Annotated in this window: 31 protein-coding genes and 1 pseudogene; 7 read left to right on the top strand and 25 right to left on the bottom strand. The window is 34.5% G+C overall.

The annotated features are described in order from the left end of the window. Window positions 1–43: 43 nt before the first annotated feature. On the top strand, window positions 44–295 hold the full coding sequence (locus K9V48_RS03005; RefSeq protein WP_224136794.1) for a hypothetical protein: 252 nt from the start codon (window positions 44–46) through the stop codon (window positions 293–295). An 80-nt stretch (window positions 296–375) separates the two neighbouring features. Here K9V48_RS03005 and K9V48_RS03000 read toward each other — a convergent pair whose 3' ends face one another. From K9V48_RS03000 to K9V48_RS02980, 5 genes and pseudogenes are all read right to left on the bottom strand, one after another. Then, complete coding sequence (locus tag K9V48_RS03000; RefSeq protein ID WP_224136792.1) at window positions 376–876, bottom strand: mismatch-specific DNA-glycosylase; 501 nt, start codon at window positions 874–876, stop codon at window positions 376–378. A gap of 14 nt (window positions 877–890) precedes the next feature. Beyond that, window positions 891–1,727: a M15 family metallopeptidase gene (locus tag K9V48_RS02995; RefSeq protein WP_285871653.1), complete on the bottom strand. Its 837-nt coding sequence runs from the start codon at window positions 1,725–1,727 to the stop codon at window positions 891–893. Between the two features lie 517 nt (window positions 1,728–2,244). After that, complete coding sequence (deoD, locus tag K9V48_RS02990) at window positions 2,245–2,952, bottom strand: purine-nucleoside phosphorylase (protein WP_224136790.1); 708 nt, start codon at window positions 2,950–2,952, stop codon at window positions 2,245–2,247. 282 nt (window positions 2,953–3,234) lie between these two features. Next, window positions 3,235–3,375: pseudogene (locus K9V48_RS02985) on the bottom strand (helix-turn-helix domain-containing protein); the annotation flags it as partial. Between the two features lie 10 nt (window positions 3,376–3,385). Further along, window positions 3,386–3,877, bottom strand: a complete 492-nt coding sequence (locus tag K9V48_RS02980) for a DUF2975 domain-containing protein (protein ID WP_224136789.1) — start codon at window positions 3,875–3,877, stop codon at window positions 3,386–3,388. A 515-nt stretch (window positions 3,878–4,392) separates the two neighbouring features. Between K9V48_RS02980 and yoyE the strand changes: the two genes are divergently transcribed. Continuing rightward, window positions 4,393–4,533, top strand: coding sequence for a protein YoyE (gene yoyE, locus K9V48_RS02975; RefSeq protein WP_181455714.1), 141 nt, complete (start codon window positions 4,393–4,395; stop codon window positions 4,531–4,533). 238 nt (window positions 4,534–4,771) lie between these two features. On the opposite strand, the gene K9V48_RS02970 is transcribed toward yoyE, so the two are convergent. From K9V48_RS02970 to K9V48_RS02940, 7 genes are all read right to left on the bottom strand, one after another. Beyond that, on the bottom strand, window positions 4,772–5,398 hold the full coding sequence (locus K9V48_RS02970) for a phosphatase PAP2 family protein (RefSeq protein WP_224136787.1): 627 nt from the start codon (window positions 5,396–5,398) through the stop codon (window positions 4,772–4,774). Between the two features lie 124 nt (window positions 5,399–5,522). Then, window positions 5,523–7,244: a thiol reductant ABC exporter subunit CydC gene (cydC, locus tag K9V48_RS02965; RefSeq protein WP_224136931.1), complete on the bottom strand. Its 1,722-nt coding sequence runs from the start codon at window positions 7,242–7,244 to the stop codon at window positions 5,523–5,525. Beyond that, window positions 7,244–8,974, bottom strand: a complete 1,731-nt coding sequence (gene cydD, locus K9V48_RS02960; protein WP_224136785.1) for a thiol reductant ABC exporter subunit CydD — start codon at window positions 8,972–8,974, stop codon at window positions 7,244–7,246. Before cydD ends, cydC begins: the two co-directional genes overlap by 1 nt. A gap of 302 nt (window positions 8,975–9,276) precedes the next feature. Next, a complete protein-coding gene (locus tag K9V48_RS02955; protein WP_224136777.1) occupies window positions 9,277–10,041 on the bottom strand; it encodes a MerR family transcriptional regulator in 765 nt (254 codons plus the stop codon). A gap of 326 nt (window positions 10,042–10,367) precedes the next feature. Next, window positions 10,368–11,162, bottom strand: coding sequence for a serine/threonine protein kinase (locus K9V48_RS02950; protein WP_224136775.1), 795 nt, complete (start codon window positions 11,160–11,162; stop codon window positions 10,368–10,370). After that, window positions 11,162–11,338 (bottom strand): hypothetical protein, encoded by a 177-nt coding sequence (locus K9V48_RS02945; RefSeq protein WP_224136773.1) that lies wholly within the window; start codon window positions 11,336–11,338, stop codon window positions 11,162–11,164. Before K9V48_RS02945 ends, K9V48_RS02950 begins: the two co-directional genes overlap by 1 nt. A 229-nt stretch (window positions 11,339–11,567) precedes the next feature. Then, window positions 11,568–11,750, bottom strand: a complete 183-nt coding sequence (locus K9V48_RS02940; protein WP_111614365.1) for a YozD family protein — start codon at window positions 11,748–11,750, stop codon at window positions 11,568–11,570. A 147-nt stretch (window positions 11,751–11,897) separates the two neighbouring features. Between K9V48_RS02940 and K9V48_RS02935 the strand changes: the two genes are divergently transcribed. Further along, window positions 11,898–12,086, top strand: a complete 189-nt coding sequence (locus K9V48_RS02935; RefSeq protein WP_224136771.1) for a hypothetical protein — start codon at window positions 11,898–11,900, stop codon at window positions 12,084–12,086. Here K9V48_RS02935 and yodN read toward each other — a convergent pair. The 4 genes from yodN to msrB all read right to left on the bottom strand — a co-directional run bounded on the left by yodN (window position 12,083) and on the right by msrB (window position 14,769). Then, window positions 12,083–12,772, bottom strand: coding sequence for a germination protein YodN (gene yodN, locus K9V48_RS02930; RefSeq protein WP_224136769.1), 690 nt, complete (start codon window positions 12,770–12,772; stop codon window positions 12,083–12,085). The two genes, K9V48_RS02935 and yodN, sit on opposite strands and share 4 nt — an antisense overlap. A 194-nt stretch (window positions 12,773–12,966) precedes the next feature. Next, window positions 12,967–13,194 (bottom strand): YozE family protein, encoded by a 228-nt coding sequence (locus K9V48_RS02925; RefSeq protein WP_224136768.1) that lies wholly within the window; start codon window positions 13,192–13,194, stop codon window positions 12,967–12,969. 313 nt (window positions 13,195–13,507) lie between these two features. Further along, window positions 13,508–13,633 carry a YjcZ family sporulation protein gene (locus K9V48_RS02920; protein WP_111614361.1) on the bottom strand — a complete coding sequence of 42 codons (126 nt, stop codon included), beginning with the start codon at window positions 13,631–13,633 and terminating at the stop codon, window positions 13,508–13,510. A 179-nt stretch (window positions 13,634–13,812) separates the two neighbouring features. Next, on the bottom strand, window positions 13,813–14,769 hold the full coding sequence (gene msrB / locus K9V48_RS02915; RefSeq protein ID WP_224136766.1) for a peptide-methionine (R)-S-oxide reductase MsrB: 957 nt from the start codon (window positions 14,767–14,769) through the stop codon (window positions 13,813–13,815). Window positions 14,770–15,122: 353 nt separating this feature from the next. Between msrB and K9V48_RS02910 the strand changes: the two genes are divergently transcribed. Together K9V48_RS02910 and K9V48_RS02905 are read left to right on the top strand one after the other, a co-directional pair. Continuing rightward, the gene (locus tag K9V48_RS02910) at window positions 15,123–15,545 is read left to right on the top strand and encodes a MarR family transcriptional regulator (RefSeq protein ID WP_224136764.1); all 423 of its coding nucleotides are present in this window, start codon (window positions 15,123–15,125) and stop codon (window positions 15,543–15,545) included. A gap of 252 nt (window positions 15,546–15,797) precedes the next feature. Next, window positions 15,798–16,040 carry a DNA alkylation repair protein gene (locus K9V48_RS02905; protein WP_224136762.1) on the top strand — a complete coding sequence of 81 codons (243 nt, stop codon included), beginning with the start codon at window positions 15,798–15,800 and terminating at the stop codon, window positions 16,038–16,040. A gap of 67 nt (window positions 16,041–16,107) precedes the next feature. Here the strand turns inward: K9V48_RS02905 and K9V48_RS02900 are convergent, their stop codons facing one another. Beyond that, on the bottom strand, window positions 16,108–16,917 hold the full coding sequence (locus K9V48_RS02900) for an alpha/beta fold hydrolase (RefSeq protein ID WP_224136761.1): 810 nt from the start codon (window positions 16,915–16,917) through the stop codon (window positions 16,108–16,110). Window positions 16,918–17,457: 540 nt separating this feature from the next. Here K9V48_RS02900 and K9V48_RS02895 point away from each other — a divergent pair. Continuing rightward, window positions 17,458–17,655 (top strand): hypothetical protein, encoded by a 198-nt coding sequence (locus tag K9V48_RS02895; RefSeq protein ID WP_224136759.1) that lies wholly within the window; start codon window positions 17,458–17,460, stop codon window positions 17,653–17,655. A gap of 30 nt (window positions 17,656–17,685) precedes the next feature. Here K9V48_RS02895 and ypmT read toward each other — a convergent pair whose 3' ends face one another. From ypmT to ilvA, 6 genes are all read right to left on the bottom strand, one after another. Further along, a complete protein-coding gene (ypmT, locus tag K9V48_RS02890) occupies window positions 17,686–17,892 on the bottom strand; it encodes a protein YpmT (protein ID WP_224136757.1) in 207 nt (68 codons plus the stop codon). A 309-nt stretch (window positions 17,893–18,201) separates the two neighbouring features. Continuing rightward, complete coding sequence (locus K9V48_RS02885) at window positions 18,202–18,783, bottom strand: YpmS family protein (protein ID WP_224136746.1); 582 nt, start codon at window positions 18,781–18,783, stop codon at window positions 18,202–18,204. Window positions 18,784–18,801: 18 nt separating this feature from the next. Continuing rightward, a complete protein-coding gene (locus K9V48_RS02880; RefSeq protein WP_224136744.1) occupies window positions 18,802–19,602 on the bottom strand; it encodes an SGNH/GDSL hydrolase family protein in 801 nt (266 codons plus the stop codon). Window positions 19,603–19,703: 101 nt separating this feature from the next. Beyond that, complete coding sequence (locus K9V48_RS02875) at window positions 19,704–20,291, bottom strand: SCO family protein (RefSeq protein WP_224136930.1); 588 nt, start codon at window positions 20,289–20,291, stop codon at window positions 19,704–19,706. Between the two features lie 501 nt (window positions 20,292–20,792). Then, a complete protein-coding gene (locus K9V48_RS02870; protein WP_224136742.1) occupies window positions 20,793–21,044 on the bottom strand; it encodes a DUF2535 family protein in 252 nt (83 codons plus the stop codon). A 194-nt stretch (window positions 21,045–21,238) separates the two neighbouring features. Continuing rightward, the gene (gene ilvA / locus K9V48_RS02865; protein ID WP_224136740.1) at window positions 21,239–22,507 is read right to left on the bottom strand and encodes a threonine ammonia-lyase IlvA; all 1,269 of its coding nucleotides are present in this window, start codon (window positions 22,505–22,507) and stop codon (window positions 21,239–21,241) included. A 351-nt stretch (window positions 22,508–22,858) separates the two neighbouring features. Between ilvA and trhA the strand changes: the two genes are divergently transcribed. After that, complete coding sequence (gene trhA, locus K9V48_RS02860) at window positions 22,859–23,650, top strand: PAQR family membrane homeostasis protein TrhA (RefSeq protein ID WP_224136739.1); 792 nt, start codon at window positions 22,859–22,861, stop codon at window positions 23,648–23,650. A gap of 120 nt (window positions 23,651–23,770) precedes the next feature. On the opposite strand, the gene K9V48_RS02855 is transcribed toward trhA, so the two are convergent. After that, entirely contained in the window at window positions 23,771–24,262 is a 492-nt protein-coding gene (locus K9V48_RS02855; RefSeq protein WP_224136738.1) for a dihydrofolate reductase, read from the bottom strand. A 95-nt stretch (window positions 24,263–24,357) separates the two neighbouring features. Next, the gene (gene thyA / locus K9V48_RS02850; protein ID WP_410429608.1) at window positions 24,358–24,657 is read right to left on the bottom strand and encodes a thymidylate synthase; all 300 of its coding nucleotides are present in this window, start codon (window positions 24,655–24,657) and stop codon (window positions 24,358–24,360) included. Window positions 24,658–24,731: the final 74 nt, after the last annotated feature.

Below are 24,731 nucleotides of genomic sequence, written 5' to 3'. Positions count from 1 at the left end.
CTCAACATAAACTATGGTGAATGAACGATAGGGAGGGGAAATGATGTCACAACATTATTATCATTTATGTTGCCGCTATAATGGAAAAGTTGTCAGAATTAATGATAGAAATGGTCGAGTACATGTTGGTAGAATTCACAGAGTCACACCTCACAAAGTTTATATCGAACCAACGATTGGCAGAGGTGGCTATGGATTTGGTTATTACGGATACGGATACGGTTTTGGAGCACCATATGGGATCGCTTTAGGATTTATTACCGGTGTTGCACTAGGCGGTCTATTGTTCTGGTAACAGGATATGCTTTTATTTATAGATAAAGGGAAGGCCACTTAGCCTTCCCTTTATCTATGACAACTATAATAATGAACCTATTAAAGAATTTTAGTCACCTTTTTATAGATAGAAATGATTTCATCCATTTTCATTCTAACTAGGCCACTCGAAGATGGAGCAACGAAGTCAACAACTCCATTGACTATTGATTGTTCTTGTACTCCCCAAAAAGCCTTTTTCCTTTGGCTGTATTGAAGATATACACCTTTACCAACAAAAAATGCAATCTTTGGTTGGTAGGTTGAGATCTTATGCCATAACTGTTCTCTACCTATTTTATATTCCTCAGAAGTTATTTCAGCGGCAGCCCTCGTAGCTCTTGAAACGATATTTGTAAAACCGAACCCTCTGTTTAATAAGAAAACATCCTCTTCTGGTTTATACAGTCTATCTGTAATACCTGCCTCATGGAGAATTTTCCAAAATCGGTTATTCTTATTTGCGTAATGATGACCTACTTCACCAGAAACTAAGCTAGGATTGAAGCCGATAAATAAGATGTTCAAATCCTTACTAATAATGTCCATGTTTTCTACCATTCATTAATCACCAGCTAGATTTTTTCCACTTTATTAAAATATTCTTCTAAGGTTAGTTTGTTTTTAAAGATAATAGTGGCTTGTACTTTCCCAACATAGCGCAAATGCCATGGTTCATATTGATATCCCGTAATCGATTCCTTACCTTTTGGATATCGAATGATAAAGCCTGCTTTATGTGCATTCTCTCTAACCCAGTTTCCTTCTACAGTTTCACCAAACGCTTCAGTTATTTCAAGGTTTGCACTTCTGCTCGTTATATCCATTGCTAAACCTGTTTGATGTTCACTTTGCCCTGGTAAAGCAACCGCTTGACGTGCCAGTTCCTCGCCCTTTTGTTTCTTTTCAACATCGTATATTCCTTGTTGCCTAGTATACGAGCGATAACCAGATACAGCGAGTAGTTCGATTCCATCAGCTTCAGCTAGAGCAAATAATTCCTCTAATGCTAGAGCTGCTTCCTTCCTTAAATACCGTTTGGGGACATCATCATCACCGAAGGAAAACTCTACCTTTGGTTTAACTAAGTCAGAAGGTTCATAGTTACCTGGCAATGCAAAATCTTTATTAACCATTGCGAGTATATTCGTCGGATTTTCGATGACCTGGTTTCCATCAACTTGTTTTACAACATTAAAGTACTGAGATTCTAATAAAAAGTCTTCATCAATCTGTTGATTTTCTTTCGGGACAATTGTGTGATTTCCGATGATGTTTTTTTGTTCTGCTAGTTTTATATCCTGTCCCTCTTGTTGACTTAAAAAGGGTATTCCTTTAGAAAGTGAAAAACTACAAGCTGATAAAGTTAATACTAAACACAAAATTAGACATTTTTTTACAAAAATAGACATTTTACCACCCTATCTAAAATCAATACAATAGCTATTCTATCATTAAAAGCCAATGAATTTAAATGATTAAAAGCTCCTACCCTCATCTTTACCTTTTTTCCTATTGACTAAAACTTAATTTAAACACTGTTCAATCAAATTATATCGACAAAATCTGCACAATAACAAGTTATATTTTGATGACAATTATTAAATTCTTATAAACCCGGCATTTACTAGCAATAATAGTCCCAACTTCTAAACTTGAGAAAATCGATAAAAAGTAAAGATTGTGGAATAATTGCCCGTAATTTTTACGTATGTACCCCTGTTTTATTTCTTAATTAATGCAGAACAAAAGCCCAAGCTCCTTGATTAGACTCGGGCAAATAAGAGGCTTTTGAATAGAAGGCGTACTTTGCCTTCAATTCAAAAGTGGTTGTAGACCGGACGCTTGCGCTGGATGTCGTGCGCTTATCCACAGTACAAGAACTTTATAAATTCCTGGCAACAAAAAAACGTGTGTAATACACACACGTTAGTCTTTCTTAATAGCCGCATCAAGTGCAACAACGATCATATCATTGAATGTAGTTTGTCGTTCTTCTGATGTTGTCTCTTCTCCTGTAATAATATGATCACTCACAGTTAAGACAGAAAGTGCTTTGCGACCATATTTTGCTGCTAATGTATAAAGGGCTGCTGATTCCATTTCGATTCCAAGAATACCATATTTCGCCCATTTTTCTAATTCAGAATTATCGTTATAAAACATGTCTGCGGTAAAGACACTACCTACTCTTAGGTTTAAGCCTTTTTCAACACCTGTATCATAAGCCTTTTTAAGAAGCTCAAAATTAGCTGTTGGTGCATAATCAACACCACCAAATGTTAAACGGTTCATTTGGGAATCAGTCGATGCACTCATTGCCAAAATAACATCACGAACCTTTACATCCTTTTGGATTGCACCGCATGTTCCAACACGGATAAGTTGTTGAACACCGTAGCTATTCATTAGCTCATTTATGTAAATTGAAATGGAAGGAACCCCCATTCCTGTACCTTGAACTGATATACGTTCACCTTTATAGGTTCCAGTAAACCCGAGCATACCTCTTACCTCATTATAACAAAATACATCCTCCAAAAACGTTTCGGCAATATATTTCGCACGTAATGGATCTCCTGGCAATAGGACCGTTTCAGCTATTTCATGTTCTTTTGCACCAATATGTACACTCATTATTTTTCCTCCTACCCAAATAGATTTAATAAAGTAAGTCTTATCCTACCTTTTGCAATTACGAGAAGTTATTCTCCACCTTCACTACGATATTTCATAAAACTTAAAAAGGTAGTTTATAACAACACGTTAATTTGCGGTAAATCAATTTACTATACCATACTATATTAATCAATTAAAAGGTCGTCGTTATTGTACGAATTATTCAGAATTCTCAAGAAGTGGCTATTGTTGCTTTGAAATAAAGTTTAATCGAATTGATACTAATAACCTTGATAAAAAAGTTGATAATCGAATCTCTTTTGCCTTTCCATTTTTCAATATAGAAGGATTAGCCATCTTTATTCCAACCCTCTCTTAAAGTTCTGCAACGCTCATTTTCCTTTTAGCCAGTATTACATCAACATTGATTATAATTGCCATATTTTTCACCTCAGACCGTTAAATCATTTTCTGACTTTATATCAATAGCTTCTTGTAAAAGCCTTTGAAGAACAGCCGCAAAGGTTGCAATTACACTTGAAGCAAAAGTGCTTATTAGTGCCAGCATTATAATACCTGTTATATCTTCACTGCCATAAAATATAGCTATGGATAGTATTATTCCTACTACAATTAAGATACTAATTGTGATTGCACAGTACTTTATATACCTCAAAGCTCTAACAGATAATTCCGAGAAAGCCTTGTTCTTATCAATGTAGGTTAAAAGTTTAAATGCTTGATACAACGCAACATAAAATGGAATACACAGTACGTACGCATATACTAAAAAGGGATATTGCAAGTAAGCAGTCTGGGGATGCGCTGCTGCATCTCTACTTGCTACCCCAGGCAACCCAAATATACACACAGCAAATACCGCAATACCAATAAGAAAAATGACTACTTTCAAGAAAATTGTTGAACCTTGTTTCCGTTTCATAAAAAGCACCTCTCCTATTTATTTTCAATTTGATATCAACATGTTATTTATCGTTTTTAAATAAATTATTATCTTTTTTCGCCATGTTTTTTATTGATAATGTTTTAAATTTTAGACGAAGATAAAAAGCATTCCTCATTACAAAGAAATGCTTATCACTTTAAACTATTCAATTTATAACTTGTTCAACTAACCTACTTCGTTCAAGTATAATACTTCACATACAATCTTTTATGAGTATTCTTCTTCCTGTCTCCTCAACAATCTGGTCCGATTATTGAACAAGAAAAAAATCCTATGGTATAAAGGATTTTCGATCAGACTTTGTTATAAATTATCAAACTTTATTTTAATGCAACAGCTATCTTAGTTTTCCATCTTCCATCATTCATTCTAAACAGTTTTTAACAGCTTTAACTTAGAAGAAATCGCGAAAACTAAAATGGTAAACGGAAGGAAAAACTAGTGCACAACACTTTCAACAATAAATCCACAATTGGAATGGGGTAAAATAAATGGGTAAAAAACATCGAAATCGTAATACACCTAAAAAAAACAATCATATTTCACCTGAAGCACTTGCTGCAGAGGAAACGGCTCATGCCAAAGAAGCAACATCTAAAAAACGAAAAAATGGACCTGGTCATAATTTGTAACCTTGATCAGCCTAAGACGGGCATAAGACGCGCATGAATAGAAGCTACTTTACTTCAAATTCATGCGTAGCTAGACCTTCGAGGGGCTAGGAGCTAGACGTCATACGCTTAGCCACAGTACAAGAAATTTTATGCTATACGACAAAAAGGCTGACGGTTTATCATCAGCCTTTTATCCCCCATATATAAAACAAAACGTATCGAGCATTTACAGGATCTATCCTTAAGCTACTTCCAGCTAAAAATCACTCTTTTTAGCTACTAATTGATTGACTTTTTCAAGCATAATTTTGATTAAAATAAACCATACAAAACCAGCACTAAAACCTGCAAGAACATCTGTTAAATAATGAACCCCTAAGTAAATTCTACTTAGTCCAATGAATATAATGACTAAGAGTGTAAATAGTATTAAGTAATTCTTTTTGTTATAACTTTTAACGAAATGAGTAATGACTAAATAACAAATAAAGCTAAATACAGCTGCTGAGTTCATTGAATGTCCACTTGGAAAACTATAATGTGCCGCTTCATATACTGCATCAAAGGGTGGACGCTCTCTAACAAAAAATTCTTTCAATTGATAATTTATTTGTCTTACACCAAAGTACATACCGAATAAAAAGACTACATCAATCATTTTCCGTTTAATGAGAAGAATAAGAGCGACTACAATACAAAGTGGTAATGTATATTTTATCGAACCTATATCTGATATAAATAAAAACATCTCCGTTAAGAAAGATGAACGGATTCTTTCAAAAAACAGTGTAACATTTACATCTATTGTATAGATCATATCAATGGGATATAGAACCACACAAACGACAAAAAGCAGCATTGCAGAAACTAACCATTTAATCAAGGAACATCCTCCTTATATGTAAATTGTACAATGAAAGTATATCATTTCCGGCACATATTACTAAATCAATCCTTTCAAAATTATAAATGAAGCCAAACATTATTCGTTCATCTTCACAATTCAGCTACATAAATACACTTTTTTCAATTTGCTTCAACTGATAGAAATACCCTTTCTTTTCCATCAACTCATCAAAGGTTCCTACTTCAATTAGCTTTCCATTTTCCAAGACAATGATTTGGTCCATTTTTTCTAATCCTGTTAAGCGATGACTTATTAAGACAAGCGTGTCGTTCTTCGCTTGCAGCAATATATGATTGTATATGTATCGCTCAGTCAATGCATCAACTGAAGATGTCGGTTCATCTAATAACCATAAACGCTCGTCTTTCAACATCGCGCGGGCAATAGCCAAACGCTGTTTCTCGCCGCCAGATAGATTTTCCCCTTTTTCAAACACGGGATCTGATAATGAAAAATGTTCGAGTTTTACCTTCGCAAGAGTTTTCTCCATTTCGTCATCTATCAACCCTTCTTTTGCAATCATAAGGTTATCACGAATTGTTCCAAAGAAAAAGTGGTTTTCTTGCAATACGACATTCGCTCTTTTCCATAATTCTTCTTGAGATACTAAATCAATTGGATGGTCGTCAAGGAAAATTTCTCCTTGATTTATTGTATGAAACTTTAATATTAGTTGAAGCAAGGTTGATTTCCCTGAACCGCTTGGACCGACGATTGCTGTTTTTGAACCTGAAGGGAAAGAAAGGCTGATATGATTAAGTGCATTCCGCGAATCGCCGGGGAATGCAAATGTCACATTATTCATTCTTAAAGCAATTGCCTTCTGATGATCGAATTGCACTGTTGTTTCTATTTCTTGATCTTTTATAGGCTCATCTTGTACAAGAGAAAAAAGCCGAGCAGCAGCATGTCGACTATTTTCCAAATGACTAGGCAATACGGCCATTGGTGTCGCATTTTCAAAAACGGTAAGTGATGCCATGACTAACATTGCTAAAAATAGTCCGTCTAACTGATCTGCAGTGACCATATACGAACTAAGTAGCAAAACAAACCAAGAGATGATGAGAGAAACCATTGTATTCAAAGAATGGTTATATATCGCTTGAATTCCATCTTTCTCCTGCTCACAAATATAATCATCAGAGGTTTTCGTCAGCTGTTGTTCCATTTCTTCGAGTTTCTGATAAATTTTCAAATCACGAAAACCGTACATTAGTTCTATAACATCCGTTGATAACAACGCTCTTTTCTCTCTTATGTTTTTGTCAATTTTTTTCTGTTTTACTGCAAAGAAAGCTGGCACAACAAACCCAGTGATCAATAACCCTAAAAATAAGACAATTGCAACATAGGGTGAATAAAACGATGTGAATAAGATTGTACATAAAAAAACTAGCAGAAGTACAATCGGTGGATAATACACACGTAGAAAGAAATGTTGCAGACTTTCAACATCACCTACAATTCGCGCGAGAAGATCACCACTTCGGTAGTTTTGAAAAATACGCGGTGCGAGTGGCTCTATTTTTTCATAAAAAGAAACACGCAAATGACTTAACATTGTAAATGTTGCTCGATGGGAAAAATATCGTTCCGCATACCTCCCCAATGCTCGTGCAAATCCAAACAATTTCACAAGTGCAATCATCACAGCAAGCGCATACACAGGTGATTCAAGAGCCGATTTTGAAATCATATACCCACTAGCAGAAAATATACCTACAGCAGCTATTCCTGCACAGAAGCCAAAAATGATCGAATAAAAAATATCCTTCTTTTCAATGAGCATCAGCTTAAGAGCGGACGACAAATCTCTCATCATTTTCCACCTCCTGTCTGAATCGTAACCATTTCGCGATAATCTGGCACTAAATCTAGCAATTCATTATGTGTACCTGATGCGACAAGTTTACCATTATCTAAAAAAAGAATGTTATCGGCATTTTTGATTGTATAGAGGCGATGTGCAACGGTAATGACAGTTGAATTTAATGCCAATTCTTTCATAGAAGCTTGTAAAATTCGTTCTGTTTGAAGATCAAGACCTGTCGTAGGTTCATCAAATAAAATGATTGAAGGCTTTTTTAAAAATGCTCGTGCAATTGCGATTCGTTGCTTTTCTCCACCAGAAAGACCCCTTCCACCTTCACCAACATGAGTGTCGTAGCCGTTTTCGAGCTGCGTGATCATCTCGGCAATTCCCGCTTTTTCTGCAGCCTTTTCCACTTCCGCTCGACTAGTCATTTCATTTCCACCAATCGATATATTGTCAGCTATCGTTCCTGAAAAAAGATACGGATGCTGTGAAATGTAGCTTAAACAATTAAACCAATTACTCTCCTTGTAGCTTTTCATTGCTTTTCCAGCGATTAAAATCTCTCCTTCATTTTGGCCAACCAAACCAGCAATTAAGTGCAAAAGCGTCGTTTTACCAGAACCACTGCGACCAACAATCGCAACTTGACTAAATGGCGGTATGGTTGCATCAATATCATGTATCGCAAAGCCTTCTGCTCCATAGCAAAAACCTACTCCTCTCAATTCGATTGCAGGAGGCTTATTCTGTTGCCTGAGACTCCCTTCACCCCATTTCATCATTTGTTCTTGCACCGCTAATTCCTCGAAAATCTTATTCGCAGCACCCATACTACCTCGTCCAGTATGGAACGCACTACCAAGCTCTTTTAAAGACAAATAAAATTCAGGTGCCAATACAAGAATTAAGAATGCTTTATAGAATGTAATCCCCTTAAACACCACTAAACGTAGCCCAACTTCAAGTGCAATTAAGCCAATACTAAGCATCGAAATAAATTCCAACATTAAAGTTGAGACAAAGGCAACCTTTAATACCTCCATCGTTATATCACGAAATCCTAAACTACTTTTTTGTATCAAGATTTTTTGTTGCTCGGTTCTTCCGAATAATTTAATTGTCGTCAAACCTTGTAAAACATCAAGAAATCGTCCTGAAAATGCAGACAACTTTTCCATTTGCTCTTCTGATTTCTTCTTCGTCTTACTTCCGACGATTGCCATGAAAAGCGGGATAAAAGGCGCTGTAACAACCATTATCAGCCCAGAATAAATATGCTGCGAGAAAACAACAACAAGAATCATAAGAGGAACAATTGAGGTTTGAATAACTTGTGGAACATACTTACTAAAATAGCCGTCAATCTCATCCACTGCATCCATCATGACACTTACCTTTTTACCTGATTGTCCTTTTAAGGAGGCCTGAACAGGATTGCTAATATATTTAGATACAAGTTCCTTTCTAATCTCATTCATAACCTTTGCTGCCATCTTTACACCAGCTTTACCGTTGACATACGTCAACACTGCTCGACCGATAAGAACAAGAAGCAAGCCTATCAAAAATGGGATAATTTCCTGAAATGACTTCTCTTTTAAAAAAACCATATCAACAATTGTAACAAAGTAAAATGCCTGAGCAATCACAGTAGCACCAATTAAAATAGAGGATAATATCAATAATGCCCTTACTCCACTTTGTTCTCTTGCAATTTCTTTCAATCCATTCATTTGCGACAAAACTCCCAATATGTTGTATTTCTGAGAAAGATAGATGGATTCATCTTTTTCATTTTAATCATGTTTTCAATAGAAACATTATTCACTTATAAACCAGTATTTATAATAACGTTACCTAGTATTTATCGATGATTATTGAACTTCCCTTGAAATTTGAAGGTATAGAAAAGGATGACACTGAATCAAGACTCATCTCCTTTTCATGGTTGATTGAACCCACTTACCACGCATATTGAAATTTCTTTAACGAAAAAACGACTGGTGATTTACCAGTCGCTTCCATCATTTGTGAATTATTTTTTCATTCCTGTATAAATATGGACCGCATCTCTTAAAAATTCAGCAGTTCCGGGTTGTTTACTGTCATAATACGCTGTAAATCTTTCATCATCTACATACATTTGTGCAAGGCCTGCATGAGCTTCCTTGGAGTAGCTATCCCAATAGAAACTTAACCACTTACGATGTAAATCTGCAGATTTTTGAGCTAATTCACCTGCTGGATCACCAGTTGCAAAGGCTTCAGCTAGTGTCGTTACTACCTCTCTACCTAATTTTTCAATTTCAGCATATTGTTCTTCAGACATCCCTTTTATTTTCTTGTTCGACCTGTCTACTTGTTCATCCCCATATTTTTCGCGAATTTCTTTTCCGTATTTCGCTTCATTATCATCTATCATTTTTTGTTTAAAGCCTTCAAATTTTTCGTTGTTAGACATTATCATTTTCCCATCTGCTACCGCTAAAGTTTTATCCACATTAGCTATTAGCTTATCTAATTGTGCTCTTTTTGCCAGAAGCTTTTCACGATGTTCTTTCAATGCATTCGTACTATCAAAGGACGGAGCAGCAATAATTTTCTTTATACTTTCCAAGCTCACATCTAGCTCTCTATAAAAAAGTATCTGCTGTAACTGATTGACTTCTGCCTCACCATAAATTCGGTACCCTGATGAGTTGATTCTTGCCGGCTTAAGAATACCAATTTCATCATAATATCGAAGTGTCCTCGTACTAACTCCCGCTAATTCCCCAAGCTTCTGCACTGTGTATTCCATCTGTTCACCTCCTGACACCATCACTATACACCTTTACGTTACGTCAATGTAAATGGGTATTTATTAAAAAACTATTTTTTTATCTAGGTCATTTTCGGCAGATCCCTTTTCATTTGGAGTAGTCTAAATAACTGAAAAAGCTCTGTCGCCATCTAAGCAAACAGAGCTTTTTCAGTTATTTGTTCTAAGGAACAAAATTGGAAATCACATAGTCTTTTCAATCAACCGAACTATTTATATCCACCTCTGTTTGTATCCACTCTAGCAGATCTAACACCAATACTTGCTAAAACTATAGGAAAAAGCGACATACAGTTATAGTTCAATTATAGCCATTTTTTCACATCATCTAGTAATAATTGTACTTCTTTGTATGGTTCATCAATTTGCAGCATTTTTCTTATTACCTTTTTTGCATGGATTGAAATTGATAGCTCTTCTTCCCAACTTCTTTTTTTCTTTGAAACTGGTTCATATCTAGAATAAAGTAAAAATAACAAAAAATGTCCCAAAGCATAAAAGTCGCTTTTCGTAGCGACTTCTCTAAACAACCTTTTTTCCATATGCATCACGGTTTCTTCTTCTATACTATTTTGATCGTTTAATTTTCTCGTAAGTCCAAAATCAATAATGTAGTAATCATCTACATCCTTTAAGATATTAGGAATTCGCAAATCTCTATGAACATATCCATTTTCGTGAATATGTTTGACCAAAAGTAAAATATGATAAAGCTCCTTGAATGCTTCAGTTTCAGAAAAAGAAATATTATCTTGAAAAATCAGATCTTCAAATGTTTTTCCACACTTGTATTCCATCACAATGAACTGTTTTTCATTCTCCTCAAATTGTTCAATGAAGGATGGAAAAGCTCGATGGCTTAATGATTTTAAAATGTTTGCCTCACGTTTAAAAGCTTGCCTACCTGATTCCATTAGCATTTTATACTTTCGTAATTGTTTCAATACGAAAATTTGATTACTTTGGTCTTTCACTAAATAGGTAAATCCATAGCTTCCCTTCCCTAACAATCCTTCAACAAAGTACTTTCCGCCAACAATATCAGTAGATTTTAAAGGCCTTTCACCAATTTCAATCAGTTTAGAATAAAGCCCCTTCATTAACTGCTGTAGGAACTAAAGAAACCGCTTGATCGATGTTTTCTCTTATAGTGATGATGGCCATATTTCGACGGATGTTGATATCCATACTTTCTCTTTTTATAATCACTTGAACTGTAATGGCGATGATGGGATTTTTTTTCTGATAATAATGATTTTAGAATTTTTCGTAGCATATCGCATTCCTCTTTTCGTTTTTATAATAATTTATACGAATATAAGAATGAAAAGTTTCACTTTCTTATTTAATAATCATAGAAAAAAATCAAATGTATTTCAAATTCACAACCTTTTGATCACATAAATAGGGCTGACCTATAAGTCATATGCAATCTCTAACCTAAGCTTTAATGGTTATCGAGAATTAACATTTAACTATTAAGTCAGCCTCATTGTCATTTCTTTTTAATCTTCATTTTCAAAATCAAAATCCTCGTCGATAATACATTTGTTTAGAAGGTATTCAAATGTAATATCGGCTAGCTCTTCTAGCTCATTTTCACCTGGGACAAACCCTCTTTTTGTGAGCTCATTGTAAAAGAACTCCGCAATCTCCTCAGTATCAATTATTACTTCAATTTCTTTCACAATATCGCCCCCCCTTTAATTGTTTATGTCCTCTCAAATGGACATATGTCACTAAATAAAATAATTTTCCATTATGGAATAATGGCTGAGATAACTCATATAGATAGATTTAAGTGGACAAGCATTTAATAATAAGGAGTGAATAACATGTTAAACGAGGGTAATCTTAATCGAATGATTATAAAAGAAGAAAAAGAAAAATCCAATATCCTCAAATATATTGATGGCTCAGGTTTTGATCAGCTTTTACACTACTTAATTAAAGGATTATTTTGGGGGATAATTTTGTTTTGCTTACCTTATTTTTGTTTCATGCTGATTACCTTTATTTTTTAATCATTAACATTTGGATCACGATATCTCTTTAAGCTTGTTAAGATAAAATTCATCATATCTTTGTATTCAGGATCTTGAAACATTTGATACAATGCAAGATAGTCATTATAGATATCAAGTAATTCATCAATCATTTTTTCTTGATCCGTTATCTCATTAGATTCATACGTCGTCTCAGAACTACTAGTTTGATCGATAAAATATGATCCGAGATCTTGACCATCTTCTAAAAGCTGGTTATTAAGTTGGAATTGCTGCATGATTATTTCTGCCTCTTCATTACTTATCATTAGACTTATTTCTTCTTCGATAGCTTCAAGCCATGCTCCATCAGCCATCCTTGTTAATTCATATGTTAATTCTTCCCATCCATCGTCAGCATACCTCCATACCTCTGTTCGTATACCAACAATTCGGAATAATGAATTCCCATACCCTTTAACTAAAACAATATCACCAATTTGATAGAGCACCTCGATGCTTATATTTTCCATCTCTATAATTGTACCCTCATAATCGGAATATAATTGTAGAGCGTTTTCAAAGAATAAAACTTCTCCATGATTAACTTCATATACAAAATGTTTTTCAATTTGATGAAGCTTCGTAATTGTACCAATTGTTCCATAAATACTAATCACGACGATATCTCCTATTTTAAATTTTGGTTTATTTTTGTTATTCATCGTCCGTCTCTCCCTTGTCGTGACTATGAAGGATACAATAGTATATGCTGTTTTTCATAAATCGTCATAGGCACATATATAAATGCACAAGCGCCTTGTCCAATTTATTACAAATATGGTACCTTATTAAATTAAACAAAAAGACATATAGAAAACCTTTTTAAAAGATTCTAAAATGTCTTTTTATCCTTGCATTACAACCGTTTTAGGATTTCATGTTGATAATAATCCCACGCCTCATCAAATACAGTCATACTATTTAAATAGTGCCCATTCAATTCTAAATACGTGCTCAACTCATCATAGTTATCAGAAGCTTTAGGAAAACCATGATCTTGATAGGCATCATTAGCAAATTTAGCAATATCATCCTTCGGTTTAGGATGGCGGTATTTCATTAAAAAGTGATAAAAGGATTTCAAGTCTCATTCCCCCTGTGAAAAGATTTTATTATTATAGCTTGTAATTGAATAGAAAGAAACCATCTAGTTTGATTCAACAATTACGATTTTTCATCAACTGTTAATATGCAATAACTGACGTTTCAGTGATGCTTCTTCGTATTAAAGATCTATTTCATCAAGAACAAAAGCGCTAAAGCTGGATGTCGTACGCTTATCCACAGTACAAGAATTTTATAGTTTCCTATAACATAAAAAATCAATATTTTCATACGCACTGCTAAAATACAACTAAAAAAGAGCCCCATAACGGAGCTCTAATACTTTTCGTTGTTTATCGTACGTAAGCTGAACCAACAATTATTAATAAGATGAAAAGTACAACGATTAAAACGAAACTATTTCCAGTACCGTAACCAGCGTGTGCATAAGGATATCCATGATCATAGTAGCAATGCATATTAACCCACTCCTCATTTAAACATAAATTATTTTTCTCTTTACTTTATGTCATGGGTGGGTTGTATTGTATGTGTATTCGCCCATAAATCAAAAACTTATTTTATCTAGAAATAAGTGGCAACGTTTTTGACGGCTATAGGTCTACCTACGCAATCACCCGATCATACAGGATAAAGCTCATTCGAATAATTGAGTGTATTTCGCATACCCTTCTTTTTCAAGTTCATTTTTTGGAATAAACTTGAGTGCGGCTGAATTGATACAATACCTAAGTCCACTTGGTCCTGGGCCATCATCAAAAACATGGCCAAGATGAGAATTAGCCGTTTTACTTCTTACTTCTGTTCTAATCATCCCATGTGTAGTATCCATTTTTTCAATGACTTCAAATTCCTGTATCGGTTTTGTAAAACTAGGCCACCCACATCCTGCATCATATTTATCCTTTGAACTAAAAAGTGGCTTTCCAGAAACGATATCAACATAAATTCCCTCTTCTTCATGGTTCCAAAATTCATTCCGGAAAGGTGGCTCAGTTCCGTTATTTTGTGTAACCTCAAATTGTATAGGGCTTAAAGTCTCTATTAAAGAGGCACGATTATTCCCCTTCCAATTTTGTTCAATAAATCGGTCCCGACCAGATCCAACTCGGTATTGCTTATATCTAGTTGTGCTCTTTTTATAAAAATCCTGATGATATTCTTCAGCTGGATAGAATGGTTTTGCCTCCAAAATCATTGTCACAATCGGTTTTGAGAACGTTCCGCTTTCCTCCAGTTGTCGCTTTGATTTTTCTGCAAGCTTTTTCTGATCTTCTGAATGATAAAAAATCGCTGTTTTATATGATTCGCCTCGATCATGAAATTGGCCACCATCATCTGTAGGGTCTATTTGCTGCCAGAACAATTCTAAAAGTCTTTCATATGGAAAGATTTCAGGCTGAAATGAAATTTGAACTGCTTCAAGATGTCCAGTTATATTTGAACACACTTCCTCATAGGTTGGATTCTCCTTTTCACCGCCAGTATACCCTGATATAACACGCTCAATCCCTGGGAGTTCATCGAAAGGCTGCACCATACACCAAAAACATCCGCCTGCAAAAGTAGCAAGTTCTAATTTATTCTGATTCATTATGTAACGCCCCCTACATGTATTATGCTCCTTATTATATAGCATAGGAATAAAACAATGAAAGCAAACTGATTATTTAAACTTTTGCAAGAAGGTATATATGCTATTTTCTACCAGCCTTTCATTTGTCGTTAAACTCTATTTTACCCGATTCTTAATAGCAGAAAAAAACTCTACTGCAAGATTAAAAACAACAAAGTAGATAATTGCGGATCCACCGCATGTAAAGTTTAAGGTAAGTCTCACTTATTATTTCTGAACATAGCGATCTAATTAATAGATGTACACTTGACACATGGACAAACATTCCTTAGTCTAAAATAAGAATAACTAGTAGGTTCGGAGGAATTTGGTTGAAAAGTCGTCAGGAAAAGATGTATGAAATGGAAGCATTAATGCGCAATGTTTATAAAAAAATACGATTAGAAATGAACAATGTGTATGATAATGAACTATCAAGAAATGAGTTTTTCGTCCTTAAGATTCTTTATGAACATGGATCGAAAAAATCCACAGATTTATCGAAAATGTTAAATGTATCTGCTTCACATATAACAGCAATTACAGATTCTCTTATCGAAAAACACTGGATTCAGCGAGTGCGATCTGTACAAGACAGAAGGATTGTGGATATCCATATTACAGATCAAGGTAAAGTAACATTAGAATTATTTGAAAAGAAGAAAACGGATTTCCTTTTGGAAAAATTCAACAGCTTTAGTGAACAAGATATCGAATATTTCATCTATTTATTTAATAAGTTACTACGTGTATAAAGCAATGATAGAATGATTTTAAAAAAGGCGATTGAACTTACTAACGCATAGATTGCACTTCTTCTATGCAGTAATGTACGATTGCTTTTTTTGTACATATTTTCTACAATACCGCACAAAATAGGATATAAAGCGTTGCTTCTAACGGTAAGAGTTTTTATAGCACGTTAACAATGAACAAGTGAACGTCAATATAACAAAGGAATTTTCACCCTGTGTAATATGATACGAATAATAGGAGGCTTACGTCATATGTCAACGCCTTATTTATGTCCGAATTGCAAATCCAATCGCACGCGTTTTAACATCATAGAACAACATGTAAAGTCAGTTAAATTAGATCCTCAAACAGGAGACATTATTGAGGAACTTGAACAATCTTCATTAGACCCATTTCACATTTCATATAAAGGACCTTATTATAAGGTACAATGCGGTATATGCGGTTCAATCGAGGACGAACTTTCATTCATTAAAAGAGCACAACTTAGTTAGTGAATCAACAAATGGCCCCTCAAGTATCCAAAATCGAAACAAACTCATTGCAGAGGGGCCTATATGATTATTCCCTTTTACTATCTACAATATTCTCCAAGAATGTTATTAATACCTCAGTTAATTTATCTGGTTGTTCTAGCATTGACATATGCCCACAATCTTCTATCACACTATGGGTTATATTGGACTTTTCTACAGAGAAGGCACGGTCTAATGGAATTAGTTGATCCTCCCTTCCTGCAACTAAAAGCACTGGGATATTGAGGTTTTTCAAAATATCATTTCGATCTGGTCTATTTTTCATTGCTTCAAGTGCGCCAATCGCACCGAAATCCGACGTTTTATAACCAATTCCTTTCACAAAATCGACTTGGTTCGTTAATTCTTTAGCATTCTTTTCTGAAAAAAGCTTAGGTATTAACTCATTTACAAAAGGAAAAATTCCTTCCTCATTTATCCTTTTAATTCCCTTATCGCGACCAACTTTCCCTTCTTCTGAATCAGGGTAGGCCGTTGAATGCACTAATGATAAACCAGAAAGTTTTTCAGGATAGTTTTCCGCAAAAGCAAGACTAACATAACCACCTAAAGAATGACCGATTAATGTTGCACGCTCAATTTGTAGCGAGTTTAAAACCATAGCAATGTCTTCTGCCATATCTGTTATTTCATAATCATTTTTAGGGGTACTTGAATCTCCATGCCCTCTTAAATCGATCGTAAGAACTCTATTTTTTTTCACTAAATGTGGAACGATGTATTTCCAATAATTATGATTACCACAAAAGCCATGAATTAATACTACACAATGGCCGACACCTTGATCCATATACGATATCATATTCTCTCCCACATTATGAGTAAATCGCTCCATCATTCACCCTCCGAGTTCAATTGTAAAAAATTATCATTCCAACGGTAATCGTATCAAACATTTCATTTGAACTCAAATTATTTAAGTTACAAACTCTTTTAAATTTGTTTTTTCAAAATTGGTAAGATAAAAATGATTTTAGGATGGTTTAAATTTTGAATAGAAAGGAAACTTACTCTTTGAATTTTTCTCCCCTTCATATGCTCCAGGGAGAAACAAAGAATAGAAGTTGGGATAACTGCACGTCAAGATATAGATTAGTCTTGCTAGCCGTTACTGCGTGATGAAGAAGTTCCACTGACGGCATTCTCTCTTTATAGGACACATGAATTACAAATGGATTTTAATACCTTCCATTTCCCTATTTTCATAATAATTTTTTGTAAATATTATTACCGCATTTTTCATAACTCTAAATATTTTTAAAAAAATGTACATTTATTGTAAATAGTGCATACAAGTCCGAATTTTCTATTATTATTAGGATGAGCCAGCTGGTTCATAATTAATCATTCAATCGTTACATGGGAGGAAAAAACAATGAACAAAACTCTATTATTAAAAGTAGGAGCTTCATTGCTTGCTGTATTTTTAATGACAGCATGTAACAACCCAGATGATACTGAACAAGAGGATACGAATACAGAAGAGACGGAAGAAAGCACTGAAACAGAAGAAGCTGAGACGGAAGAAACTGAGACAGAAGAAAGCACTGAAACGGAAGAAACTGCTGAATAAAATTTAAAAACTTCATACAAAAAGAGAGAGTTACCTCTCTCTTTTCAAACTGTTCTTTTTCTTTTCGTCTTTAACGTGCCATATATATACTGCTATACTTAAAAACAAAGTACAGTAACCGATGTTCTTATATACCTCATCCATTTTTTCCGCTGCAAATTGTTGATATGCAATTCCACCAAAAATCAGCGCAAGGAATATTGCAACTACTCCAAAAATAACCAATTTGTTTTTCATATTACATCCCCCACCCCCTCAAAGTTATATCTGCCTTTTTTCTTTATATTTAGTATTCAGAAAATCAACCAGCACATATGATTATCGCTTGATCGAGACGCTACCTTTATCTTTTTCCTTGTTCAATCCTGGCACCAACTACCCCTGATTTATGGTCAACTATTCGTCCACAACCTACCATAACGAGGAATCCAGAGCGTTAATTTCTAACTTTTCAAATATATACGATTTGCCATCCCATTTTCTGTCCGTACTACAAATTATTACGGTCATTATTCTCACCATCTACGATTAAACATTTATATAATTTTAAGGTAATGGTACATACAATGTAAATGTAATATCATCATTTTTCAGATTAAAACTTTCAGCTTTAGCACTTAAACCATTTTTAAATGTAAGCTCATCAAGGTGGACATCAATTACCTTTTTACTAGGGTCAATATTCACATAACTTGGAAGCTCATAATATGTTTTCATATACTTTAAGACATACGAAACTGGTAGTTTTAATTGACCTATTGATAATTCCTTTACAAGCAATTGCATATTACCGTCTAATTCCACTTTGGGTTCAAGAATTAATGTCATATCAATATCTTTATTAAAAGCTTTTATCGCTCCATAAACGTAAACAAATTCCTCCAATTCAACACGGTACTGTAAATTTCCCTGGACAGTTTCTTCTTCCAAGTAATGATTAATTAAATCACTTAACGTATCCTTTTGTGAACGAATAAGAAAAGGTACTTTTGCTTCCTCACCATTCAGTTCAGTTCTTATATCTTTCAATGTCTTTTCACTTGGTAGTAGCAAAAAAGTTACCACTGAAACGATAAACAATAGGTTTATTATTGCTAATACCAAAAATGAAACTTTCCATTTATTCATCTGACACCCACTCATTTCTCACTGTTGGTTTGCGAAGCGATCAAGTGGAGATTCTATTATTGCCTCAAAAACTTGGTCTGCAATAATAGAATATCCGTTCTCATTGGGATGAAACTTATCTTTATATAGAAGGGTATCGTCATCAACAGAAGAGAAAAGGTGATCGACTTTTACAAAAACAGCATTTCCGTCTTTTGAGACGATTTGTTGTGAAGCTCTATTCCACTCATCAATAATTGTATCAAGTTCAGGTAATTCAGATAACATATATGTAAATGGATTATAAAGACCAACATATACAATATATGCTGAGGAATTAAGCTCACGAATTTCAGTGAAAATATCTCTCATTCTATTTTCAAAATGTTTTTGTTCTTTACGAAACGGCTCAAAATCAAGCGAAAATAAATGATTGCGAACAACCCCCATTAAATCATTACCACCAATCGTCATGAGAATTATGTCTGCCTCTTTTATACTCGCCATGACGTCTTCTTCACTAAGTTTATTTTGAAGATTACTTGTTTTATATCCAATTACACCATAATTGTCTATCAATACTTCCTTGATTTCATCTTGTTGTTCCAACATTTCCTTCACCATACCGAAATATCCGCCATGATCTGATTCATCACCTAGCCCTCGAGTTAATGAATCCCCAATCCCTACTAAATTAATAGTCGCGGGAACAAACGCTTCAGATGGCTCAGCTTTTCCCATCAAAGAAACTGTTTTTGAAGCATGTTTAGCGCTTTGTTCGGACGAACATCCTGTCAACAAGAAAAATAAACTGCAAATTAAAAAACTTTTACAAAACATATAACCATCCTATTATTTAGTTTAGGGACAAATTATACCATCTTAATATGATAAGAGCTTAGAAAAAGGATTTAGAATAAAAAACCTTATTATTTTAATAATTAATTTACTAGCGCTTTAATATCAGCTATCATTTGATCTAGTGGAGGATTTTCAACCCCACTATAATCCTTCATGACTACTCCATTTTGATCAACTAAATAAAATCTTGTTTGATGAATAACTTGATCATCATTATCTGGTTTTTTAACAAAGGTTTTAAAGCTTTTCATCGCAAAATTCTCTATTTCTTTTTGTGAATATCCAGTTAAAAAGCTCCAGTTTTCAAATGAGAGTGAATAAGGTTCAGTAAACTTCTTTAATTTTTCAGGTGTATCAATTTCCGGATCAACACTAAACGAAATAATTTTAGCATCAAGTCCTTCTGCTGCTATTTTATCCTGTAATTCACTCATGTGCGCCGTCATTGGCGGACAAACGGTTGTACAACTAGTGAAGATAAAATTAGCGACCCAAACATCACCTTGTAAATCCTCTAAAGATACACTTTTTCCATCCTGATTTGTATATTGAAAGGATTGTACCTCATAATTTAGTGGATCTTTAATTGGAGATGAATTGCCGCAAGCTGAAACAAATAACAGCAGGCTAGCCACTAATAAAAATAATAGTCCATGTTTACTTTTCATCAATTAATCTTCACCCTCCACTATTCTTTTACAATAAAAGTTTATCAAATTAACTAGTACAATTAAAGGAATCAAATGAAAATTTTATGAAATACTTTTATTACCCATTTGTTTTCTCAACCACAGCTTAAACATTTTCTATTTACCTTTTGATCAGATTGGCTTATGACCTGAAGCCGCTGACGCCTTGCGCTAGACAATTTCCCAAGGTAAAACTTCTAAATTCTGATAAAAGAACAAAAGCGCAAGCAACCGTTCAGCGATGTATGAACTGGAGCACTCCGAATCTAGCTGCGGCTCCTATCCCAGCGCTTTTCGTATATGAGATAAAGAAAACACGAAGAGCGAATGTGAATGTTAACTTATCGTAAGGAGGAGGGTGAAGTTCACTAGTCGCTGGGACGCTTACGCTGGATGTCGTGCGCTTATCCACAGTACAAGAATTTTTATAAATTCCGAAACAACAAAAAAGAACCAGAATAACTCTGGTTCACTAGAAAATCATGCATTACTTTTTAAGATGTTGATTCCAAAGATCGCCTCATAATCTGGCCATTTTATCACTCTTTTTAAATAATCTTTAAATGAGTAAATATTTTTAGGTCGTTTTTGGGCGTAAATAGATGTTAATAATATTTGCAAACGGATGTTAAGCATGAAACAGTATTTGTTATCTTCCTCCAATACTGGAATATCAGTAATCTTTACCTTCTGTCCACTCATTAACTTGAACTCCAGGCTTTTGAATAACAAGTTATCAATCCTCTTTTTTACCCGTTTTCTATATTATAACCCTTTTTCCAACTGATGTCTGTCACATTATGTCGTTAAAAATTTTACTTTTTAGAAAATACACAATTGAGAGCATCGAAAAACGTGCATCTACTCTTTGGTCCTATGAATCCAAACACCTCTATTTCGTTTACTAAGGTACTACTGCTATTGCTCTAAATAAGTAAATGAAATAGCTTGCTATCCTTGTTTACTTCCGTATAAAGGAATCCTTTTTTCTTCATTCTTTGTACTAATGGTTCGTAATCCTCTTTATGTTTTAATTCAATTCCAACAAGGGCAGGGCCATTGTCTTTATTATTTTTTTTAGTATACTCAAAACGGTTAATGTCATCATTTATTCCGAGCACTTCATCTAAGAATTCTCTTAATGCACCTGCTCGTTGAGGAAAGTTGACAATAAAATAATGCTGAAGGCCTTCATAGATCATTGAACGCTCTTTCATTTCCTGCATTCTGCTAATATCATTATTGCCGCCACTGATAACACAAACCACATTTTTCCCTTTTAACTCATCCTTGATAAAATCAAGTGCGGCGACCGACAATGCTCCTGCAGGTTCAACAACAATCGCATTTTCATTATAAAGTTCCAATATAGTTGTACAAACCTTACCTTCAGGTACAAGCAGAACTTCATCAACAACATCTTTACAAATAGAGAAATTATGAGCTCCCATCTTTTTAACTGCTGCGCCATCAACAAATTTATCTACTGTCTCAAGAGAAACAACTTTATTTGCTAAACGCGAATTAAATAGAGATGGTGCACCTTCTGGCTCTACTGCAATCATTTTTGTAGATGGAGAAATACTCTTAAAATAAGAACCTACGCCAGACATAAGGCCCCCGCCTCCTACAGCCGCGAATACATAGTCAAATTCCACTTCTGCATCATTTAATATTTCAACTGCAACTGTTCCTTGTCCAGCAATTACGTCCACATCATCAAATGGATTAATAAATGTTTGACCTTCTTCTTCACAACATTCAAGAGCCTTATCTTTGGCATCGTCAAATGTATCTCCAATTAAAACAATTTCGACATACTCTTTGCCGAATCTTTCAACTGATGATACCTTTTGGCGTGGTGTTGTAGTTGGCATAAAAATTTTCCCGTAAATTTTTAATTGTTTACAGGAATAGGCTACACCTTGAGCATGGTTACCGGCACTTGCACAAACAATGCCTTTAGCAGTTTCTTCTTCACTCAGTTGCTTAATTTTGTTATACGCCCCACGAATTTTAAACGATCGCACAACCTGTAAATCTTCTCGTTTTAAGTATACGTTACATTGGTATTTTTCAGAAAGTTGTTCGTTTTTTTGTAGTGGTGTATGCGTCACAACATCCTTCAATAAGTGATGTGCCTTTAAAATATCTTCTACGAATACGTTGTCTAAATCATCGATAGTTTGTTCCATCTTCACGGTCCTTTCAAGAGCTTGTTAATTAACAAATTATATCATGAATATTCGAAATTTAAAGGAAATGCCTTATAATTTTACATTTTTAAAAAGAATTTGCACTAACAAATGGAAAAAGTAATAGATGATTATTCTTAATTTAGTTTATAAACAAGCTAAATTGGGAGTATTTAGTTCTAATTGAGTGTTATAATTAAACATAGATATCTCTCGAGGATGATATGCTTTATGTTACACAAAAACACAATCATAATAGGTACTGTAATATGATTACTTTCGGTTATCAACCATTATACACCTTTAAAGATATCATAAAAAAGCATCTATCCTAAACAGAGAGCATACAAATTGCTTAAACGATCTTTATCTGATTTTCCTATTTTAATACACTGGGCAACTGGAATCGGAAAGAATGTGTTCGTTCGCGCTATACATAGTCAATCATTCCGAAATAACGGCCCATTTATTACAGTTGTACGTCTTGAAAGGAGCAATCAAATGACAAACACTCACACATTCTCAAAAGGTGAAGAAATTGCGAATTCCATTACACATGGAATCGGTGGATTATTAAGTATAGCGGGACTTGTTGTTCTAATCGTTTGCTCATCATTATATGGTACAGCTTGGCACATCGTAAGTTTTACTTTATTTGGAGCAACAATGGTACTCCTTTATACTGCCTCCACGCTTGTTCATAGCTTCCCAGCTGGAAAAGTAAAGGATCTATTTGAAATACTTGACCATTCAGCGATCTACTTTTTTATCGCGGGTACTTATACCCCTTTCTTATTTATTGCCGTAAAAGGCTGGGTTGGTTGGACATTATTTGGAATCGTTTGGGGACTTGCAATTGCAGGAACTGTTTTCAAATCATTTTTTGTAAAGAAATACTTATTTTTTTCAACCATCATGTATGTCATTATGGGCTGGTTAATCGTTTTTGCTTGGAGTCATATTATCGAAAACGTCGCATTGAATGGTGTCATTTTGTTAGTCATCGGTGGTGTTTTCTATACAATTGGGGCTGTTTTTTACGTGTGGAGGGGATTTAAATATCACCATGCGGTTTGGCATCTTTTCGTGCTAGCAGGAACTATTTTACATTACTTTTCCGTATTATTCTATTTATTACCATAATTACATTCTTTTTTTAAGTAGCGATAACAAATAAATCTTTGCCGCTAAATTGAAATATTCCTTTTGATCAAAACAGGCAGATCCTTATAGTAAAGGATCTGCCTGTTTTATCAAACATATTTATTTATCTTTTTTATCATACACTTTAAAACTATAGATGTATGGGTTTTTTTCATCCTTTATCCCTCGTTCATTTGATACGAGTTCCCAGTCATTTTCACTAAATAACGGGAAATAAGTATCTCCCTCAAATTCCTCGTCAATGTGAGTAATATATAATCTGTCTGCCATCGTAAATAGTTCTTTAAATATTTCTGCCCCACCAATGACAAAAATCTCTTCACCATTTTCTCTCGCTAAATCCTTTACTTCATTTATAGAATGAAGGACCGTGCATCCATCCGAGAGGTAGTGCTTATCTCTTGTAACAATGATATTTTCTCTACCTGGTAAAACCCTTCCAATCGACTCATGTGTTTTCCGTCCCATAATAATTGGATGGCCCATTGTTACACGTTTAAAAAATTTTAAATCCTCAGGTAAATGCCAAGGTAAATCATTGTCTTTTCCGATTACCCGGTTATTATCCATAGCTACTACAAAGGAAATCATAATGAAGATACATCCTTTCCAAAATTAGAGACTTTATCCATCGTGAATCTACGATACATTCTTATCGTTCCTAACATAACATAAAAATGAAGGAATTAAACTGCTATAGGTGCCTTGATTGTGGAATGTGGGTCATATCCTTCAAGTTCAATATCATTCATTTCAAAATCGAATACTGAATGTATATCCTTATTTAAATTTAATGTAGGAAATGGTTTTGGTTCCCGCTCTAACTGAATTTTCACCTGGTCAACATGGTTTAAATAAATATGAGCATCACCCAACGTATGGACAAACTCACCTACTTCAAGTCCACATTCTTGAGCAATTAAATGAGTTAAAAGCGCATAACTCGCAATATTAAACGGTACTCCAATAAAAAGATCAGCACTCACATTGTTCAATTAGGCTCGCTAAACCCAATCCGCATACGCAGCTTGTTGTTTCCAACAAGGTCAGACCATATCTC

The sequence above is a fragment of the Metabacillus rhizolycopersici genome (assembly GCF_020075705.1).
Note: the sequence above shows the minus strand (reverse complement) of the source record. Positions and strands in the feature narration are given on the sequence as shown.

Bases quoted from the DNA above. Each gene is read 5' to 3' on its own strand.
- K9V48_RS02875 (WP_224136930.1), bottom strand. From the start codon at position 20,291: ATGAAAAGTAAACATGGACTATTATTTTTATTAGTGGCTAGCCTGCTG.
- K9V48_RS02905 (WP_224136762.1), top strand. From the start codon at position 15,798: ATGTCAACGCCTTATTTATGTCCGAATTGCAAATCCAATCGCACGCGT.
- K9V48_RS02885 (WP_224136746.1), bottom strand. From the start codon at position 18,783: ATGAATAAATGGAAAGTTTCATTTTTGGTATTAGCAATAATAAACCTA.
- K9V48_RS02980 (WP_224136789.1), bottom strand. From the start codon at position 3,877: ATGAAACGGAAACAAGGTTCAACAATTTTCTTGAAAGTAGTCATTTTT.
- cydD (WP_224136785.1), bottom strand. From the start codon at position 8,974: ATGAATGGATTGAAAGAAATTGCAAGAGAACAAAGTGGAGTAAGGGCA.
- cydC (WP_224136931.1), bottom strand. From the start codon at position 7,244: ATGAGAGATTTGTCGTCCGCTCTTAAGCTGATGCTCATTGAAAAGAAG.
- K9V48_RS02920 (WP_111614361.1), bottom strand. From the start codon at position 13,633: ATGCATTGCTACTATGATCATGGATATCCTTATGCACACGCTGGTTAC.
- K9V48_RS02900 (WP_224136761.1), bottom strand. From the start codon at position 16,917: ATGGAGCGATTTACTCATAATGTGGGAGAGAATATGATATCGTATATG.
- msrB (WP_224136766.1), bottom strand. From the start codon at position 14,769: ATGAATCAGAATAAATTAGAACTTGCTACTTTTGCAGGCGGATGTTTT.
- ypmT (WP_224136757.1), bottom strand. From the start codon at position 17,892: ATGAAAAACAAATTGGTTATTTTTGGAGTAGTTGCAATATTCCTTGCG.
- K9V48_RS02935 (WP_224136771.1), top strand. From the start codon at position 11,898: ATGTTAAACGAGGGTAATCTTAATCGAATGATTATAAAAGAAGAAAAA.
- yoyE (WP_181455714.1), top strand. From the start codon at position 4,393: ATGGGTAAAAAACATCGAAATCGTAATACACCTAAAAAAAACAATCAT.
- deoD (WP_224136790.1), bottom strand. From the start codon at position 2,952: ATGAGTGTACATATTGGTGCAAAAGAACATGAAATAGCTGAAACGGTC.
- K9V48_RS02995 (WP_285871653.1), bottom strand. From the start codon at position 1,727: ATGTCTATTTTTGTAAAAAAATGTCTAATTTTGTGTTTAGTATTAACT.
- K9V48_RS03005 (WP_224136794.1), top strand. From the start codon at position 44: ATGTCACAACATTATTATCATTTATGTTGCCGCTATAATGGAAAAGTT.
- K9V48_RS02880 (WP_224136744.1), bottom strand. From the start codon at position 19,602: ATGTTTTGTAAAAGTTTTTTAATTTGCAGTTTATTTTTCTTGTTGACA.
- yodN (WP_224136769.1), bottom strand. From the start codon at position 12,772: ATGAATAACAAAAATAAACCAAAATTTAAAATAGGAGATATCGTCGTG.
- ilvA (WP_224136740.1), bottom strand. From the start codon at position 22,507: ATGGAACAAACTATCGATGATTTAGACAACGTATTCGTAGAAGATATT.
- K9V48_RS02955 (WP_224136777.1), bottom strand. From the start codon at position 10,041: ATGGAATACACAGTGCAGAAGCTTGGGGAATTAGCGGGAGTTAGTACG.
- K9V48_RS03000 (WP_224136792.1), bottom strand. From the start codon at position 876: ATGGTAGAAAACATGGACATTATTAGTAAGGATTTGAACATCTTATTT.
- K9V48_RS02950 (WP_224136775.1), bottom strand. From the start codon at position 11,162: ATGAAGGGGCTTTATTCTAAACTGATTGAAATTGGTGAAAGGCCTTTA.
- K9V48_RS02855 (WP_224136738.1), bottom strand. From the start codon at position 24,262: ATGATTTCCTTTGTAGTAGCTATGGATAATAACCGGGTAATCGGAAAA.
- K9V48_RS02945 (WP_224136773.1), bottom strand. From the start codon at position 11,338: ATGCTACGAAAAATTCTAAAATCATTATTATCAGAAAAAAAATCCCAT.
- K9V48_RS02895 (WP_224136759.1), top strand. From the start codon at position 17,458: ATGAACAAAACTCTATTATTAAAAGTAGGAGCTTCATTGCTTGCTGTA.